This is a genomic window from Aminobacter sp. DSM 101952 (assembly GCF_001424795.1).
GTDB lineage: Bacteria > Pseudomonadota > Alphaproteobacteria > Rhizobiales > Rhizobiaceae > Aminobacter > Aminobacter aganoensis.
The window spans coordinates 78,689-94,171 of the sequence record NZ_LMCL01000007.1; the positions used below are offsets into that span (position 1 = coordinate 78,689).

General features: G+C 66.7%; 16 protein-coding genes. 9 read left to right on the forward strand and 7 right to left on the reverse strand.

The genetic code is table 11. The features are described 5' to 3' along the window. Positions 1-36: 36 nt before the first annotated feature. Together ASC75_RS08285 and ASC75_RS08290 are read right to left on the reverse strand one after the other, a co-directional pair. Complete coding sequence (locus ASC75_RS08285) at positions 37-354, reverse strand: hypothetical protein (RefSeq protein ID WP_244487786.1); 318 nt, start codon at positions 352-354, stop codon at positions 37-39. Positions 355-424: 70 nt separating this feature from the next. Further along, positions 425-1,327 carry a LysR family transcriptional regulator gene (locus ASC75_RS08290; RefSeq protein WP_055972960.1) on the reverse strand — a complete coding sequence of 301 codons (903 nt, stop codon included), beginning with the start codon at positions 1,325-1,327 and terminating at the stop codon, positions 425-427. 150 nt (positions 1,328-1,477) lie between these two features. Between ASC75_RS08290 and ASC75_RS08295 the strand changes: the two genes are divergently transcribed. The 3 genes from ASC75_RS08295 (at position 1,478) to ASC75_RS08305 (ending at position 4,249) form a co-directional block, all read left to right on the forward strand. After that, on the forward strand, positions 1,478-2,659 hold the full coding sequence (locus ASC75_RS08295; RefSeq protein ID WP_055972963.1) for an MFS transporter: 1,182 nt from the start codon (positions 1,478-1,480) through the stop codon (positions 2,657-2,659). A gap of 88 nt (positions 2,660-2,747) precedes the next feature. Then, on the forward strand, positions 2,748-3,581 hold the full coding sequence (locus tag ASC75_RS08300; RefSeq protein ID WP_055972965.1) for an aldo/keto reductase: 834 nt from the start codon (positions 2,748-2,750) through the stop codon (positions 3,579-3,581). Positions 3,582-3,790: 209 nt separating this feature from the next. After that, on the forward strand, positions 3,791-4,249 hold the full coding sequence (locus ASC75_RS08305; protein WP_055972968.1) for a glyoxalase superfamily protein: 459 nt from the start codon (positions 3,791-3,793) through the stop codon (positions 4,247-4,249). 92 nt (positions 4,250-4,341) lie between these two features. Here ASC75_RS08305 and ASC75_RS08310 read toward each other — a convergent pair whose 3' ends face one another. The 5 genes from ASC75_RS08310 to ASC75_RS08330 form a co-directional block, all read right to left on the reverse strand. Beyond that, on the reverse strand, positions 4,342-5,526 hold the full coding sequence (locus tag ASC75_RS08310) for a chloride channel protein (RefSeq protein WP_162244910.1): 1,185 nt from the start codon (positions 5,524-5,526) through the stop codon (positions 4,342-4,344). Between the two features lie 23 nt (positions 5,527-5,549). Continuing rightward, a complete protein-coding gene (locus tag ASC75_RS08315; RefSeq protein ID WP_055972974.1) occupies positions 5,550-7,091 on the reverse strand; it encodes a phospholipase D family protein in 1,542 nt (513 codons plus the stop codon). Between the two features lie 103 nt (positions 7,092-7,194). Then, positions 7,195-8,016, reverse strand: coding sequence for an ABC transporter ATP-binding protein (locus tag ASC75_RS08320; RefSeq protein WP_055972977.1), 822 nt, complete (start codon positions 8,014-8,016; stop codon positions 7,195-7,197). Then, positions 8,009-9,061 carry an iron ABC transporter permease gene (locus tag ASC75_RS08325; protein WP_055972980.1) on the reverse strand — a complete coding sequence of 351 codons (1,053 nt, stop codon included), beginning with the start codon at positions 9,059-9,061 and terminating at the stop codon, positions 8,009-8,011. Before ASC75_RS08325 ends, ASC75_RS08320 begins: the two co-directional genes overlap by 8 nt. Beyond that, complete coding sequence (locus tag ASC75_RS08330) at positions 9,058-10,080, reverse strand: iron ABC transporter permease (protein ID WP_244487787.1); 1,023 nt, start codon at positions 10,078-10,080, stop codon at positions 9,058-9,060. The genes ASC75_RS08325 and ASC75_RS08330 overlap by 4 nt, the downstream gene beginning before the upstream one ends. Before the next feature lie 90 nt (positions 10,081-10,170). On the opposite strand from ASC75_RS08330, the gene ASC75_RS08335 reads away from it, so the two are divergent. From ASC75_RS08335 to leuB, 6 genes are all read left to right on the forward strand, one after another. Then, the gene (locus ASC75_RS08335; protein WP_055972982.1) at positions 10,171-11,085 is read left to right on the forward strand and encodes an iron-siderophore ABC transporter substrate-binding protein; all 915 of its coding nucleotides are present in this window, start codon (positions 10,171-10,173) and stop codon (positions 11,083-11,085) included. 134 nt (positions 11,086-11,219) lie between these two features. Beyond that, complete coding sequence (leuD, locus tag ASC75_RS08340) at positions 11,220-11,825, forward strand: 3-isopropylmalate dehydratase small subunit (RefSeq protein WP_055972985.1); 606 nt, start codon at positions 11,220-11,222, stop codon at positions 11,823-11,825. Positions 11,826-12,017: 192 nt separating this feature from the next. Beyond that, entirely contained in the window at positions 12,018-12,848 is an 831-nt protein-coding gene (locus ASC75_RS08345) for a hypothetical protein (RefSeq protein ID WP_055972988.1), read from the forward strand. A gap of 10 nt (positions 12,849-12,858) precedes the next feature. Beyond that, positions 12,859-13,239: a RidA family protein gene (locus ASC75_RS08350; protein ID WP_055972991.1), complete on the forward strand. Its 381-nt coding sequence runs from the start codon at positions 12,859-12,861 to the stop codon at positions 13,237-13,239. Positions 13,240-13,254: 15 nt separating this feature from the next. After that, on the forward strand, positions 13,255-14,058 hold the full coding sequence (locus tag ASC75_RS08355) for an endonuclease/exonuclease/phosphatase family protein (protein ID WP_055972994.1): 804 nt from the start codon (positions 13,255-13,257) through the stop codon (positions 14,056-14,058). 260 nt (positions 14,059-14,318) lie between these two features. After that, positions 14,319-15,422 carry a 3-isopropylmalate dehydrogenase gene (gene leuB / locus ASC75_RS08360; protein WP_055972998.1) on the forward strand — a complete coding sequence of 368 codons (1,104 nt, stop codon included), beginning with the start codon at positions 14,319-14,321 and terminating at the stop codon, positions 15,420-15,422. The last annotated feature ends 61 nt before the right edge of the window (positions 15,423-15,483 follow it).

The following is a 15,483-nucleotide window of genomic DNA, read 5'->3' on the forward strand; positions in this document are numbered from 1 at the left end:
CTCATCCTTCGACAGGCTCAGGATGAGGGCGGCACCTCAGCGGCAGACGCGCCGATAGATGTTTCCGAACAGCTGGATCTGGCAGCTGGGCTTGACCATCGGCACGTCGGGGCGCTGGATCTGCGGCACGACGATCTGGCGGTCCTGCTCGCGAAAACGCTGCTGCTCGGCCTGGAACTCGATGCGGTTCTGGCGGCTTTGCAGGATCTGCAGCTCGTTGAAGCGGCCCTCGCGCGCCAGCTGGTTGCGGTCGGGTTGTCCCGGCAGGTCGATGGCATACGCCTGCGTCGCACCGGCGAGCAACATGCCCGCGGTCGCCAGCGCCGCCAGTTTCGATCTCGCTCCATTCAGCATCGGCAGTCTCTTCCGGTGCGATAATCCGCACATCATGAAGGTAGTACGCATATCGGCCGAAACAATGGCGTCATGCGGCGCGTGCCTTTTCGGCGAGGAAATCGATGAAGGCCCGGACGCGCGCGGCGAGATGGCCGTGGCCGGCGAAGACGGCATGGATCATCTCGATGTCCTCGGGGTTGTAGGCCTCCAGCACCGGCACCAGCCGGCCCTCCGCCATGTCGCGCTCGACCTGGAAACGCCCGGTGCGGATCAGCCCGACGCCGTCGAGGCAAAGTCGGCGCAGGCTCGGGCCGTTGTTGGCAAGCAGATTGCCGCCGATGCGCTGGACGAAGTTTTCGCCGGTTTCAGGGTCGCGGAAAATCCACTCGTCGCGACTGGAGAGGAAGTTGAAGCGCAGGCAGTTGTGGCCGGCGAGGTCGGCCGGCGCCTGCGGCACGCCGTTTCGCTCGAGATAGGCGGGCGAGGCGACGACGACGCGGCGGATTTCGAGGATCTTGCGCGCCATCAGCGAAGAATCGCGCAGCCTGCCCGATCGGATCGCGACGTCGGCGCGCTCCTGGTAGAGGTCGATGACGCTGTCGGTCAGCGACAGGTCGAGCTCGATGCCGGGATGGAGCGACAGGAACTCGGCCATGTGCGGCACGACGTGGCTGGCGCCGAAGGCGACGGAGGCGCTGACCCGGAGCGGGCCGCGCGGCACCGCCGAACCGCCCGACGTCACCACCCGCTCCGCCTCCTCGATCTCGCCGAGGATGCGCTGCGCCCGTTCGAGATAGACCTCGCCCTCGGGCGTCAATTGCAGCGCACGCGTGGAGCGCACCAGGAGACGCGTGCCGAGGCGGTCTTCGATGCGGGTGATGAGCTTGCTGACCGCCGAGGGCGACAGGCCGAGCTGGCGGCCGGCAGCCGAAAAGCTGCCGAGGCCGACGGCCCGCACGAACACTTCCATCTCGCCGGCGCGGTTGTCCATCACAGCCTCTTGTGAATTCGTTTCACAGGTATTCGTCCATCATGGCGGATTATTGCGCAAGTGGCTTTGCCCCATATTGCCGGCAAGGAACAACAGGCGAACGCAACTCGCCTCAACTGCGCCCGCTCGGCGGGCGGGAACGGTTTTGCCATGCCTCTGGCCATATTCGCATTGACCATCGCGGCTTACGCGATCGGAACCACCGAATTCGTCATCGTCGGGCTGCTGCCGACGGTGGCGAACGATCTCCAGATTACCCTGCCGCTCGCCGGCATGATCGTCAGCGTCTATGCGCTCGGCGTCACCTTCGGCGCGCCGGTGCTGACGGCACTGACCGGCAGGATCGAGCGCAAGCCGCTGCTGCTCGGCCTGATGGCGCTGTTCGTCGTCGGCAATGCCGCGGCGGCATTGAGCCCGAGCTACGAGCTGCTGCTGGTGGCGCGCGTGCTGTCGGCCTTCGCCCATGGCGTGTTCTTCTCGGTCGGCGCCACCATCGCCGCCGACCTGGTGCCGGAAAACCGCCGCGCCTCGGCGATTGCCATGATGTTCATGGGCCTGACGGTGGCGATCGTCACCGGCGTGCCGCTCGGCACCTTCATCGGCCAGACCTTCGGCTGGCGCGCCACCTTCTGGGGCGTCTCGGCGCTCGGCGTCATCGCCTTTGCCGGCATCGCTGCCCTTTTGCCGTCGACGCTGAAGAAGGCTGCCCCGTCGAGCCTGCTCGATCAGGCCAGGGTGCTCGGCTCCGGCCGACTGCTGTTGGTCTACGGCATGACCGCACTCGGCTATGGCGGCACCTTCGTCGCCTTCACCTACCTCGCCTCGATCCTGGAACAGGTCACCGGCTTCTCGGCCTCCAGCGTCAGCCTGCTGCTGGTGCTCTACGGCCTGGCGATCGCTGCCGGCAACATTGCCGGCGGCCGCATCGCCGACCGCAACCCGGTCAAGGCGCTGACGGTGCTGTTTGCCCTGCAGGCGGCGGTGCTGGTGGTGTTCCATTTCACCGCCGTTTCGCCCGTCTGGACCGTGGTGACGCTGGCGGCTCTCGGCTTCCTGTCCTTCGCCAACGTGCCCGGACTGCAGCTCTACGTCGTGCAGCTTGCCAAGGAGCATCGTCCCGGCGCCGTCGACGTCGCCTCGGCGCTCAACATCGCCGCCTTCAACCTTGGCATCGCGCTGGGCGCCTGGATCGGCGGACTGGTGGTCGCCTCGCCGCTCGGCCTTGGCGCCACGCCGTGGGTCGGTGCGGTGCTGGTGGCCGGCGCATTCGTGCTGACCGTGTGGAGCGGCGTGCTCGACCGCCGCGAGGAACCGTTGTGCCAGCCGGCATGAACCGTTGATCGAACAGATCCCGGACCTAACTAGAAGGAGTGGAACCTGCCTCCCCGGTTCCCGCTCCTCCCCAACCAAGGAGAATTCCATGAAATTCGTGACCGCCAATGGTGCGACGATCCCCGCCCTCGGCTTCGGCACCTTCCGCATGCCCGGCAAGGAAGTGCTTGAGGTCGTGCCCGAGGCCATCAGGCTCGGCTTCCGCCACATCGACACCGCCCAGATCTACGGCAACGAGGCCGAGGTCGGCCAGGCCATCCAGACATCGGGCGTTGCCCGGAGCGACATCTTCCTGACCACCAAGGTGTGGGTCGACAAGTTCCGTCACGCCGATTTCGTGAAGTCGGTCGACGTGAGCCTGAAAAAGCTTCGGACCGACCATGTCGATCTTCTCCTGCTGCACTGGCCGAACGACGCCGTGCCGCTGGCCGAGCAGATCGGCGCGCTGAACGAGGTGCACAAGGCCGGCAAGGTGCGCCACATCGGCGTCAGCAACTACAACACCGCGCTGATGGCCGAGGCGGTCGAACTGAGTGCCGCCCCCATCGTCACCAACCAGGTCGAGTACCACCCCTATCTCGACCAGGCCAAGGTGCTGGAGACGGCGCGGCGGCTTGGCATGTCGGTGACGGCCTACTACGCCATGGCCGACGGCAAGGTGCTGTCCGACCCCGTGCTGAAGGACATCGGCGCCCGCCACGGCAAGTCGGCGGCGCAGGTGGTGCTGCGCTGGCTGGTGCAGCAGGAGGGCGTCGTCGCGCTGTCGAAGACCTCGACGCTGAAGCGGTTGCCGGAAAACCTCGCCGTCTTCGACTTCGAGCTGTCGGATGAAGAGATGGCGGCGATCCACGCCCGCGCCGCTTCGGGCGGACGCATCGTCAGCCCGGCGGGCCTTGCTCCCGTCTGGGACAAGGCGGCCTGAGGGCCGGTCCCGACGCGGCCGTTGACGTCGCGCCGTCTACTCCCTATCTGAGGGCGGTCAAGGGCGGGAAGCCCCTGCCGCCCGCAGCCGCAAGGCCTGGTGAAGCTTCCCTCGAAAAGTTCGTTTCCCTGTCGATGCGACGGCCGAAGCGGCAATGCGGGCTCCCGACCTTCAACCACGCCGTTCGCGCATCGCGAAGGAGCGAACCCATGACCACAGGTCAGACCACCGATTACAAGACCAACGCCCGCAGGCTGCGCGACGCGCTTGCCGCCGAGGGCATCGCCGTCAGCCACGCCAAGGCGCTGGAACTCGTCGCCCGCCAGGAAGGCGTCCGCGACTGGAACACGCTTGCCGCCCGTCCGGTGGCGAGCCCGGTTCCGGCCAAGGCCGGCTCCGCCACGAGCGCCGTGCCCTTTGCCGTCGGCGAAAACGTCGCCGGTACCTTCAACGGCAACCCGGCACAGGGCCGCGTCATCGGCCTCGAGGAGACGATCAAGCCGGACCTCTGGCGGGTCACCGTCGCCTTCAACCCGCCGGTGGACGTGTCGACCTCGAAGCTGTTCTCGTCGGAACGCCGCCGCATCCAGATGGTTGTCGGCGCCGACGGCCGCTCGCGCCGCCTGACCGGCACCGAGACCGGCGTGATGGCGCTCGAACGCGCCTGACGACAGGCAAGCGCCGCCGCACCACGGCGGCCCTGGTCCCTCGAGGGTTTCCGAACGGAAAACCGCTGCGCACTTTTCCTGGAATTACTCGGCTAGTGCTCCGGCTTCGGCGCCACCAGGCTGCCGGCATAGCCGCACAGGGCGCCGACACAGATGGCGCCGAACAGCGATCCATCGACCACGAACAGCATGATCAGCACCGCAGCCACCGGCCGGCCCAGTCCAGCCGTTGCGGCAGCGCTCATGCCTGCGGCGATGGCGACCGCCGGATTGATGCCCGGTGCTATCGCCAGTACCGAGGCGCCAGCGGCGGCTCCTGCGAAGATCAGCGGGAAAATCGCACCGCCCAGCCATCCCGTCGACAGGCAGATCACCGCGGCAAGCACCTTGAGCAGGCCGAGAAGCAGCAGCGTCGCCATGCCTGCCGTGGCCGCCCATTCGAGCATCAAGCCGATCTCATGATGGCCGGAGAAGCGCAGGATCGGCAGTGCGGCAGCCACCAGGCCGAACACCACCCCGCCGATGACCGGCTGCCAGAACGCCTTGGGCACGCGGTGCTGGACCAGGTGCTTCATCGCCGGCAGCGCAAACAGGAAAAGTACGCCGACTGCTGCGCCAAGCAGCGCGGGAACGATGGCAAGCACAAGGTCGCTGCCATCGCCCGGCGGCGAGTAGGCCGGCAGCGCGATGCGATGGAAGCCGCCTGACAGCAACAGCCTGGCGGCGACGAGAAAGCCAAGCAGCCCGCACAGGCCGGCCAGCAGCAGCATCGCGCGCGGCGCCTCCGGCTTGTCGTCGGCATAAGCAGCGCCGCCCAGCGGCGAACCATAGAAACCTGACAGGGCGCCTGCCGCGCCGGCCTCGCCGATGATGCGCGCGTCGGCATGACTGCGGCCGAGAAAGACGGCGATGGCCGCCGTGAGCTCGGCTACGACAGCCAGCAGCCCGGCCTCGGGGCCGACAGCTCCGCCGAAGGCGACGGCAACGATCGCGGTGAGGCCGACAAGCAGCGCCTTGCGGTGATGGATGTCGATGGGATCGCGCAGCGCCGCCAGTTGCTCGTCGACGCTGTCGGTGGCGCCGAGCTGGCGCATGATGCCGATCAGCGCCCCGCCCGTGACCGCCACGGCCAGAATGTACCATCTGGACTCGCTGACCGACCAGACGAGCGAGCTCACGCCCTGCATCAGCCACAGCATGGCGGCCGATGCGACGCCTGCCAGCAGCCCCACGCCACCGGCGAGCAGAGTGAGCCTGACGATCTGTGTCCTCGTCAACGAAGCCATCCTGCCCCCTGCTCCTACAGCATCCATTCGATGGGCAGCCAGCCCAGCACTGTCACCAGCGCCCGCTTGACGGTGCTGCTGTGCGGATCGGACGAATAGGTCTGCGCCGCCTGGCCCGACCGGTTTTCAGTCCACTGCAGTTGACCGCCAGGTGCGAGCGAAACGGCATAAGTGTCCTGCGGTATCCTGGTGTCGAATGCCCCGGCGATGGTTTGCGCAAGCGCCGGGCTGGCGATGAGGAAGCCCATTTCGCAGTTGAGCAGCGCCGAGCGTGGATCGAAATTGAAGGAGCCGATGAAAACCCTGTCGCCATCGACCGCAAAGGTCTTGGCATGCAGGCTGGCGCCGGACGAGCCCATCACGTTGAGCTCGGCATCGCCGTCAGGCGCGCCCGTCACCGGCCGGAGTTCAAAGAGCTTTACCCCGGCCTCGAGCAGGGCGCGCCGGTACTTCGCATAGCCGGCATGGACCATGGCGACATCGGTGGTCTCCAGCGCATTGGTGAGGATCCGCACTTCAGCGCCGGCCCTGGCGAGCCCGTCGAAATAGCTCGTACCCGCCTTGCCGGGCACGAAATAGGCCGATACCAGGTCGAGGCCCTTGCTGACCGGGCCGAGCACCTCGGCCAGCAGCGCGATCATCAGCTGATCCTTCGTCGCCTTGCCCAAGCCCTTTGCCGGATCGTCGACGACCAGCTTCACATCGACCCATTCAAGGCCGAGCATGCCGCTGCGCAGCCGGTTGTAGGCCGGCGCGTCGGGTGTGACGAACTCGGCCGCCTCCGGCCGCGCAGCCGCCTCGTCCGTATCGGTCAGGAAGGCGGGAAGGCTGGCGGCCGACATGTCGAGGATGGTGTCGGCGGCAAAGACCGAAGCGCTGTTCCAGTAGCTGTCGAAAGCCTTCGACGTGTCCTGCACCACGGGGCCGGTGCCGAGCACGTCGAGGTCGAAATAATAGGACTCTTCGCCGACCTTGAAATACTCGTTGCCGATGTTGCGCCCGCCGACGATGGCCGCCACTCCGTCGACGATGAAGGACTTGTTGTGCATGCGCCGGTTCATGCGGAAGAAATCGAAGGCATAGCCGAGCATCTTGGGCCGGCGCACTGTCGACGGGTTGAACAGCCGGATGTCGAAATTGGGCTGGGCATCGAGCGTCGCCATCGTCCGGTCGAGACCGGGAACGCCGTTGTCGTCGAGCAGCAGGCGAACGCGGACGCCGCGCTTCGACGCCTCGTAGAGCGCCCGCAGCAACAGGCGCCCCGAGGTGTCGTCGTGCCAGATGTAGTACTGCGCGTCGATCGACCGGGCTGCAACCGAACTCAGGAACAGGCGGCTGGCAATGGCATCGTGCCCACCGGCAATCGGCAGGACGCCGCTGGTCCCGGCCGGGCCGGGCGTGCCGGCCATTGCTGCCAGCCTGCCGTCGGCTGCCGGCGGCAAGGCTGCGTCGGCCGGACGCCCGTCGATCGAGGGCAGCGGAAACAGCAGGCGCAGGGCCACGACCGCGATGGCAGCGACGACGACTGCCCCAAGGATCGCCTTGATTACTCTCATCCGCCCATCCCCGGCTGCCAGCGACGCCCTGAAGATGCGTCGCCTTGGCGCCATTTAGAGCGCGCGCGGCGGTTGCAGGCAAGCCGGGCCGTCGGCCTTGGCGTCAGAGTTGGGTGGCCTGCTCGGCCCGAAAACGCGGCGACGAGTTGCGGATCGGAATGCACAGCGGCCGCTCGTGCACCGGATCGGTGATCACGCGGCAGGAGATGCCGAAGACGTCCTCGATCAGTTGCTCGCTCATCAGTTCGACCGGCGCGCCCTCGGCCACCACGCTGCCGCCCTTCAGGAACACCAGCCGGTCGGCATAGCGCGCCGCCAGATTGAGGTCGTGGAGCACCAGCACCACTGTGCGGCCATGCTCCTGGTTGAGGCGCCTGACCAGGTCGAGGCAGTCGATCTGGTGGGCCATGTCGAGGTGATTGACCGGCTCGTCGAGGCAGATGATGTCGGTCTCCTGCGCCAGCACCATGGCGATCCAGACGCGCTGCAGCTGGCCGCCCGACAGCGAGCCGAGCCGGCGGTCGGAAAGGTGCGACACGCCGGTGCCGAACATCGCCGCCTGGATGGCCTCGCCATCGGCGGTGCTCCACGGCTGCAGCATCGACTGGTGCGGATAGCGCCCGAGCCGGACCAGCTCCTCGACGGTCATGTCGTCGGGCGCCGACGGGTTCTGCGCCAGAAGCCCGATATGGCGGGCGAGCTCCTTTTCCTTGAGGCCCGAGATCGGCAGGTCGCCGAGCCGCACTTCGCCCGACTTCGGCTGGTGCAACCGGCGGATGGCGCGCAAGAGCGTGGACTTGCCGCAGCCATTGGGGCCGGCGAGAACCGTCACCTTGCCCTTGGGTATCTCGAGGTCGATGGCCGAAAGGGCGGTCGCCGCGCCATAGGCAACGGTGAGGGCCGCGACTGTGATCGCCTTATCCATTGGTGCTTCCCCTGCGCAGCACGAGGTAGAGGAAATAGGGCGTGCCGATGACCGCCGTGACCGTGCCGGCCGGCACTTCGGTCGGCGCAAACAGCACGCGCACGATGAGATCGGCGCCGACGAGCATGATGGCGCCCAGCAGGAAGCTGGCGACGATGCCTGCCATAACCGGGCGGCCGACGATCAGCCGGGCGAGATGCGGCGCCATCAGCCCGATGAAGCCGACGCCACCGGCGAAGGCCACGGCAAGTGCCGTCAGCGCCGAGGCAAGCGCGAAGACCAGGATGCGGAAGACCGGCAGGTTGAGGCCGATGCCGCGTGCCGAGACCTCGTCGAGGTCGGTCGGCGGCAGGCGCCGCGCCACGGCCACGACGCCGACCATGGCAATGGCGAGGCCGATGGCAACGACCTGGACCTCGGCCCAGTTGATCTCGTTGACGGCACCGGCGAGCCAGCGGCTGGCCTGGGTGGTGCGGTAGATCGGCCCGACGATCATCAGGATCAGCGTCGCCGCCTTGGCCACGGCACCGACGGCGATGCCGAACAGCAGAAGCCGCACCGCCGACGAGGCCTGCTGGCCGGAGAGCAGGAAGACCGCCGAAATCGCCACGCTGGCGCCGGCCATCGCCGCCACCGGCTGCCAGACGATGGAAGTGACGAGCGCGTTGCTTTCGTCGGACAGCAGCGCCAGGAAGATGACGACGCCGAGGCCGGCACCGCCGATGACGCCGAGCACGCCGGGCGAGGCCAGCTCGTTGCGCGTCACCTTCTGCAGCAGGTAGCCCGCGACGGCCATGGCGCCGCCGGCAAGGATGGCGATGGCAACGCGCGGCGCGCGCAGCTGCAGGACCACGACGCGTTCGCCGCGCGTACCCTCTCCGAGCAGGATCTCGACGATGCGGCGCGGGTCGATCCAGGTCGAGCCGAAGGCGATGCCGCAGAGCGCCAGGCCCACTGCCACAACGGCAATGACGGCAACCGCGATCCAGGCACGGCGGCCGATGCGGGCCAATGCCGGCGACATGCGTGGAGCGAGCGAACTCATGCGGCGCGCCTCCGAAGCAGGACGAGCAGCAGCAGGCCGCCGACGATGGCCGTGACCGCGCCCACCGGCGCCTCGCGCGGATAGATGACGAAGCGAGCGACGATGTCGGCGAGCGTGGTGTAGAGCGCCCCCACCATCGCTGCCGCGGCAATCTGCAGCCGGTGGCCGAGCCCGACCAGGGCGCGCGCCGCGTGCGGCACGACGAGGCCGACGAACATGACCGGCCCCGCCATGGCGACGGCCGCGCCGCTGAGCAGCGCAACGGCAACGAAGGCCAGCCCCCGAACGACGCCGAGCGGCACGCCGAGCCCGCGCGCCGTCGAATCGTCGGTCTGGAGGATGTCGAGCGGCCGCGCCAGCGACACCGCAAGCGCCGCGCCCGCGACCACGAAGGGCAGTCCGTTGAAAGCGAGGTCGAGCTTGCGGTCGGCGAACGAGCCCGCCAGCCAGAACAACAGCTGGTCGAGCATCGTCTCGTTCACCGTGAGCACGACATTGACGAAGCTGTCGAACAGGCCGGCGAAGGTGACGCCGACGAGCACGATCCTGAGCGGCGAGATGCCGCCGGCTGCGGCGGCCAGGCCGAAGACGACGAAGCTGGTCACCAGCGCGCCCAGTGCCGACGCCAGCGACAGGCCCGGCAGCGAAACGACGCCGAACAGGCCGCTGGCCACGACCACGGCAAAGGCAGCCCCTGCATTGAGGCCGAGCGTGTCGGGCGAGGCGATGCGGTTGCGCGACAGCGTCTGCACGATGACCCCGGCAATGCCGAGGGCGGCACCGACCATCGGCGCCATCAGCGCCCTGGGCAGGCGCAGGTCGTGGATCACGACATCGGCCTCGCTGCCGTCGAAGGCAGTGAGTGCCGTCCAGATTTCCTCGGGCGAATAGAGCCGGTAGCCGAGCGCCAGGCTGAGATACATCAGCGCAAACAGGACCAGCGCCAGCCCGGCGAAGAGCGACCGGTGCCCGATGCGCCAATGCGCTCGGAGGCTCTTGGTCGGCGAAGCGTGGGGCACGCGCGGGCCTTAATATGAGCTTGACAGTCAGGGTTTGATCTGACCCTTTGCCAAACCTTCTCGCCTCCGTCAAGTTTTGGAGCCTTAGCCATGAAGCTCTTCGTCAAAGCCGTTTTCGCTGCGGCGCTCGCCGCTTTCAGCCTCAACCAAGCCCTTGCCCACGAGGTCAAGCACGCCATGGGTGTCACCGACGTGCCGGAGAACCCGCAGCGCATCGTCGTGCTGACCAATGAGGGCACCGAGGCGGTGCTGGCGCTGGGCTTCAAGCCGGTCGGCGCCGTGCGCTCCTGGACCGGCTCGCCCTGGTACAAGCACATCGCCGGCAAGATGGACGGCGTCGAGGTGGTGGGCGAGGAGTCGGCCGTCAATCTCGAACTGATCGCCGGCCTGCAGCCCGACCTTATCCTCGGCAACAAGACGCGCCAGGAAAAGATCTACGACCAGCTCTCGGCGATCGCGCCAACGGTCATGTCGGAGCGCCTGCGCGGCGACTGGAAGGTGAATTTCGCGCTTTACGCCGATGCGCTCGGCAAGAAGGCCGAGGGCGACGCGCAGCTCAAGGCGTTCGACGACAAGGCGGCCAAGCTCGGCGAAGCGCTCGGCGAGAGGAAGGCGGAAAAGGTGTCGCTGATCCGCTTCATGCCGGGCCTGACCCGTATCTATTACAAGGACACCTTCCCCGGCATGATCTTCAGCCAGATCGGCATCCAGCGGCCCGCCATACAGGACAAGCCGGGCTTCGCCGACGACGTCACCAAGGAACGCATTCCCGAGTTCGACGGCGACCGCCTGTTCTACTTCGTCTACGAGACCGGCAACGGCAAGGCGAGCAAGCAATCTGAGGAGTGGCTGTCCGAGCCGCTGTGGCAGAACCTGCCGGTGGTCAAGGCCGGCAAGGCGGTGGCGGTGGACGACGCGGTGTGGAACACCGCCGGCGGCGTGATCGCGGCCAATCTCCTGCTCGACGACGTCGCCCGCGTCTATGGCGTGACGCCGGCGAAATAGTCGGCACCTGCCATCGCGCGGTATCGCATGATGCCGCGCGGCTTTCCCCAGCGTCGAAACGCTTTGATTCCCGTCCAAGCTTGTGTAAAGCGGGGCAAGCCAAAATCCCCGCAACAGCCAGACGGGCAAAAGCCATGGAAAAATTCACCAAGCTCACGGGCGTCGCCGCCCCCCTGCCGATCGTCAATGTCGACACCGACATGATCATCCCCAAGGATTATCTCAAGACGATCAAGCGCACCGGGCTCGGCAAGGGGCTTTTCGCCGAGATGCGCTTTAACGAGGACGGCTCGGAGAATCCCGATTTCGTGCTCAACAAGCCGGCCTATCGCAAGGCCGAGATCCTCGTCGCCGGCGACAATTTCGGCTGTGGCTCGAGCCGCGAGCACGCGCCATGGGCCCTGCTCGACTTCGGGATCCGCTGCGTCATCTCGACGTCGTTTGCCGACATCTTCTACAACAACTGCTTCAAGAACGGCATCCTGCCGATCACCGTCAGCCAGGAAAACCTGGACAAGCTGATGGATGACGCCGAGCGCGGCGCCAACGCCACCGTGTCGGTCGATCTCGAAGCCAAGGAAATCCGCGGCCCCGACGGCGGCGTGGTCACCTTCGACCTCGACGACTTCCGCCGCCACTGCCTGCTCAACGGCCTCGACGACATCGGCCTGACCATGGAGAAGGCGTCGTCGATCGACAGCTACGAAAAGAAGGCTGCCGAGAACCGCCCCTGGGCCTGAGCCCTCGACGCCTTTTGCCTGTGATTTTTCAAAGCCCCGTCCCGATGGAAATCGCGGCGGGGCTTTTTGCTGGAACAATCGGCTTCGGCTGACAGGCCTGGCGCGCCATGCCATGGTCGCGCTTCGGGATTCGGAGCGCGCTCGGACATCGGCCGCTCCGTGACATCGCAAGCCGATCTCCAGGAGCAGACCATGAAATCTTCCGCCCTCGTTGCAGCCTTCGCGCTGGCGCTGACCGCCTCGACTTCGGCGCTCGCCCAGGACGACGGCCCGCAGACGATCCCCTTCGAAGGCGGCAACTTCACCATCGTCGAGAACGCCGAGGGCGAAAAAATCGTCGCCTATGACGGCAAGGAAATCGCCAGGAACTATGTCGCCTTCCACGACAGCACGGTCGACCTCAATGGCACCAAGGTGGCGATCTTCGACGTCGGCGATGGCGGCAATGCCTGCGGTCCCGAGACGGTGCTTGCCTGGAAGACCAATGCCGGCATCCAGTCGACCGTTGTCGGCGACGGCGAATGCGGCACCCCGCCCGCGGCGGTGACCGGCGACACGCTCTACTTCGTGCCCTGGCTGCTTCCCGGCACCAAGGCACCGGTGCGCAAATGGTCGCCGGCAACTGGCCTGGAGGTGGCCGGCGAACTCAGCTACACGCCGCAGCCCGGCACGACCTGGGCCAGCCTCGAGGTCGAAAACATCACCTATCCGGTCGATTTCTTCGACAATGCCGACATCTACCAGTTGGCAAGCACCATGCTCGGCGACCAGCTCGAAGGCGTGGCGCTCGGCCTCTCGGTATCGAGCGGCCCCGAAAAGACCGCCTCTGGCATGGCCTTCGCCACCGGCTGCGTGCCCCATGCCTGCGGCATCAACGATTCCTTCATCGGCGTCGATGCCCAGGGCAAGAAGCTGTACTTCGCCAAGCAGAGCGACACGCCGGAGCCGCGGACATGGCCGGTGCTGGCAGACTGGCCGGCCGAGATGAAGGACGCCATGACCAAGTCGCTTGTAACTGAATAGGAGAAACAGGATGCGCAAGCTGATTTCGACGGGATCGCCCTTCGAGAAGACCGCGGGTTACTCGCGCGCGGTGGTCCAGGGAGAGTGGTGCTTCGTCTCGGGCACCACCGGCTATGACTACGCCACCATGACCATGCCCGACAGCGTGGAGGCACAGACGCGCAACTGCCTGGCGACCATCGCCAAGGCACTCAAGGACGGCGGCTTCGACATGGCCGACGTGGTGCGCGCGCACTACTACATCACCGACCAGGCCCATGTGGACCTGGTGTTCCCGATCCTCGGCGAGACCTTCGGCGACATCCGCCCGGCAGCGACGATGATCGTCTGCCAGCTCAACAAGCCGGAGATGAAGATCGAGATCGAGGTCACTGCGCTGAAGCGCACCTGACATCGGAGGGATCGTTTGCGCATCCTATCGCTGAACGGCTGGGGCGGCAGGCTCGGCGAGCAGTTGGTCAGTTACATCAGCGCCGCCGACCCGGATGTCTTTTGCCTTCAGGAAGCGACCGGCACGCCTGGGTCAACTTCACCTTGGCTGGTCTATCGCGACGGAGGCGGCGAGCTCTTGCAGCGGGCCAACCTCTTCGCGGAGGTGGCGAGGGCTCTGCCAGGGCACCAGGCCTTCTTCTGCCCGGCCGCGCGCGGCCCGCTGTTTGACGGTGACCAAGCTATCCCCTCCGAATGGGGGCTGGCGACCTTCGTCCGCCGCTCGCTTCCAATTGTCGGCCAGGTGCAGGGCTTCATCCACGGCGCCTTTTCGGCCAACGGCTTCGGCGACCATCCGCGCTCGCGCAACGCCCATGCCGTCAGGCTACACGACCATGCCACCGGGCGAACGACGGTCGTCGTCCATCTCCACGGCCTGCGCGAACTCAACGGCAAGGGCGACACGCCCGCTCGCGATGCGCAGACGACAAGGCTGGTCGAGCTGATCGGCAGGCTGCGCCAGGAGGGCGACGGGCTGGTCGTGTGCGGCGATTTCAACGTGCTGCCGGAGAGCCGGATGCTGATAGCCTTGAGCGACATCGGGCTGACCGACCTGATGACACGGCACGGCTTCACCGACACCCGCACCTCGTATTACCTGAAGACGCCGCGTTTCGCCGACTACATGCTGGTCAGCGACGATATCGACGTGTGCCGCTTCGAGGTGGTGGAAGAACCGGAGGTCTCAGACCATCGGGCGCTGTTGCTGGAGATCGGATAGAGGCGGGCGGCCCTCGACACGGTCACTTCTTTTCCTTGAGAGCCCAGTCGGCTTCCGGTGACCAATCATTGCGCATGGCGCCGAGATCGCCCAACCCAAGCCGCGCAATTCGTCCAGGGCCGCCTTCTGCTCAGCAATGATCAGCAAAACGTAGCTGCAAGCGTCCAGCAATTCAAGAAATCCGAGCCTTTCCCGCTTGCACCGACGCCCCGCCAAGGCTAGCAAGACCGCGGTTCACGCATCTTTCGGAAAGGCTTTCCATGGCGACGCGCAATCTTCTTCTCCTCCCCGGCGACGGCATCGGCCCCGAGGCCATGGCCGAGGTCCGCAAGCTGATTGCGGCCATGAACGACAAGCTCGGCAGCGGCTTCGCCACCGAGGAAGGCCTCGTCGGCGGCTCGGCCTACGACGCCCACGGCCAGGCGATCTCGGATGCCGACATGGCCAAGGCGATGGCCGCGGACGCCGTGCTGTTCGGCGCCGTCGGCGGCCCGAAGTGGGATGCCGTGCCTTACGAGGTACGCCCCGAGGCCGGCCTCTTGCGGCTGCGCAAGGACATGGAGCTGTTCGCCAACCTGCGCCCGGCGATCTGCTATCCGGCGCTCGCCTCTTCGTCCTCGCTCCGCCAGGAAGTCGTCGAGGGTCTCGACATCCTGATCGTGCGCGAGCTGACCGGCGGCGTCTATTTCGGCGAGCCCAAGCAGATCATCGACCTCGGCAACGGCCAGAAGCGCGGCATCGACACGCAGGTCTACGACACCTTCGAGATCGAGCGCATCTCGGGCGTCGCCTTCGAACTGGCGCGCACCCGCCAGAACCGCGTGACGTCGATGGAAAAGCGCAACGTCATGAAGTCGGGCGTGCTGTGGAACGAGGTGGTGACCGCCACCCACAAGGCCAAATACGCCGACGTCAAGCTCGACCACATGCTGGCCGACGCCGGCGGCATGCAGCTGGTGCGCTGGCCCAAGCAGTTCGACGTCATCGTCACCGACAACCTGTTCGGCGACATGCTGTCGGACGTCGCCGCGATGCTGACCGGCTCGCTCGGCATGCTGCCCTCGGCCTCGCTCGGCGCACCCGACGCACTGACCGGCAAGCGCAAGGCGCTTTACGAGCCGGTGCACGGCTCGGCGCCCGACATTGCCGGCCAGGGCATCGCCAACCCGATCGCCATGATCGCGTCCTTCGCCATGTGCCTGCGCTACTCGTTCAACATGGTGGCCGAAGCCGACAGGCTGGAGGCGGCCATTGCCGCGGTGCTCGACGACGGCCTGCGCACCAAGGACATCATGTCCGAGGGCAAGACCGAAGTCGGCACGACCCAGATGGGCGACGCCATCATCGCGAAGTTCTTCGCGTAGTACCTGATTGACACCCATTGCGTGCGGCGCCCCCAGGGGCGCCGCTTTGCATTCGTGTCGC

Bases quoted from the DNA above. Each gene is read 5' to 3' on its own strand.
- ASC75_RS08285 (WP_244487786.1), bottom strand. From the start codon at position 354: ATGCTGAATGGAGCGAGATCGAAACTGGCGGCGCTGGCGACCGCGGGC.
- ASC75_RS08290 (WP_055972960.1), bottom strand. From the start codon at position 1,327: ATGGACAACCGCGCCGGCGAGATGGAAGTGTTCGTGCGGGCCGTCGGC.
- ASC75_RS08295 (WP_055972963.1), top strand. From the start codon at position 1,478: ATGCCTCTGGCCATATTCGCATTGACCATCGCGGCTTACGCGATCGGA.
- ASC75_RS08300 (WP_055972965.1), top strand. From the start codon at position 2,748: ATGAAATTCGTGACCGCCAATGGTGCGACGATCCCCGCCCTCGGCTTC.
- ASC75_RS08305 (WP_055972968.1), top strand. From the start codon at position 3,791: ATGACCACAGGTCAGACCACCGATTACAAGACCAACGCCCGCAGGCTG.
- ASC75_RS08315 (WP_055972974.1), bottom strand. From the start codon at position 7,091: ATGAGAGTAATCAAGGCGATCCTTGGGGCAGTCGTCGTCGCTGCCATC.
- ASC75_RS08320 (WP_055972977.1), bottom strand. From the start codon at position 8,016: ATGGATAAGGCGATCACAGTCGCGGCCCTCACCGTTGCCTATGGCGCG.
- ASC75_RS08325 (WP_055972980.1), bottom strand. From the start codon at position 9,061: ATGAGTTCGCTCGCTCCACGCATGTCGCCGGCATTGGCCCGCATCGGC.
- ASC75_RS08335 (WP_055972982.1), top strand. From the start codon at position 10,171: ATGAAGCTCTTCGTCAAAGCCGTTTTCGCTGCGGCGCTCGCCGCTTTC.
- leuD (WP_055972985.1), top strand. From the start codon at position 11,220: ATGGAAAAATTCACCAAGCTCACGGGCGTCGCCGCCCCCCTGCCGATC.
- ASC75_RS08345 (WP_055972988.1), top strand. From the start codon at position 12,018: ATGAAATCTTCCGCCCTCGTTGCAGCCTTCGCGCTGGCGCTGACCGCC.
- ASC75_RS08350 (WP_055972991.1), top strand. From the start codon at position 12,859: ATGCGCAAGCTGATTTCGACGGGATCGCCCTTCGAGAAGACCGCGGGT.
- leuB (WP_055972998.1), top strand. From the start codon at position 14,319: ATGGCGACGCGCAATCTTCTTCTCCTCCCCGGCGACGGCATCGGCCCC.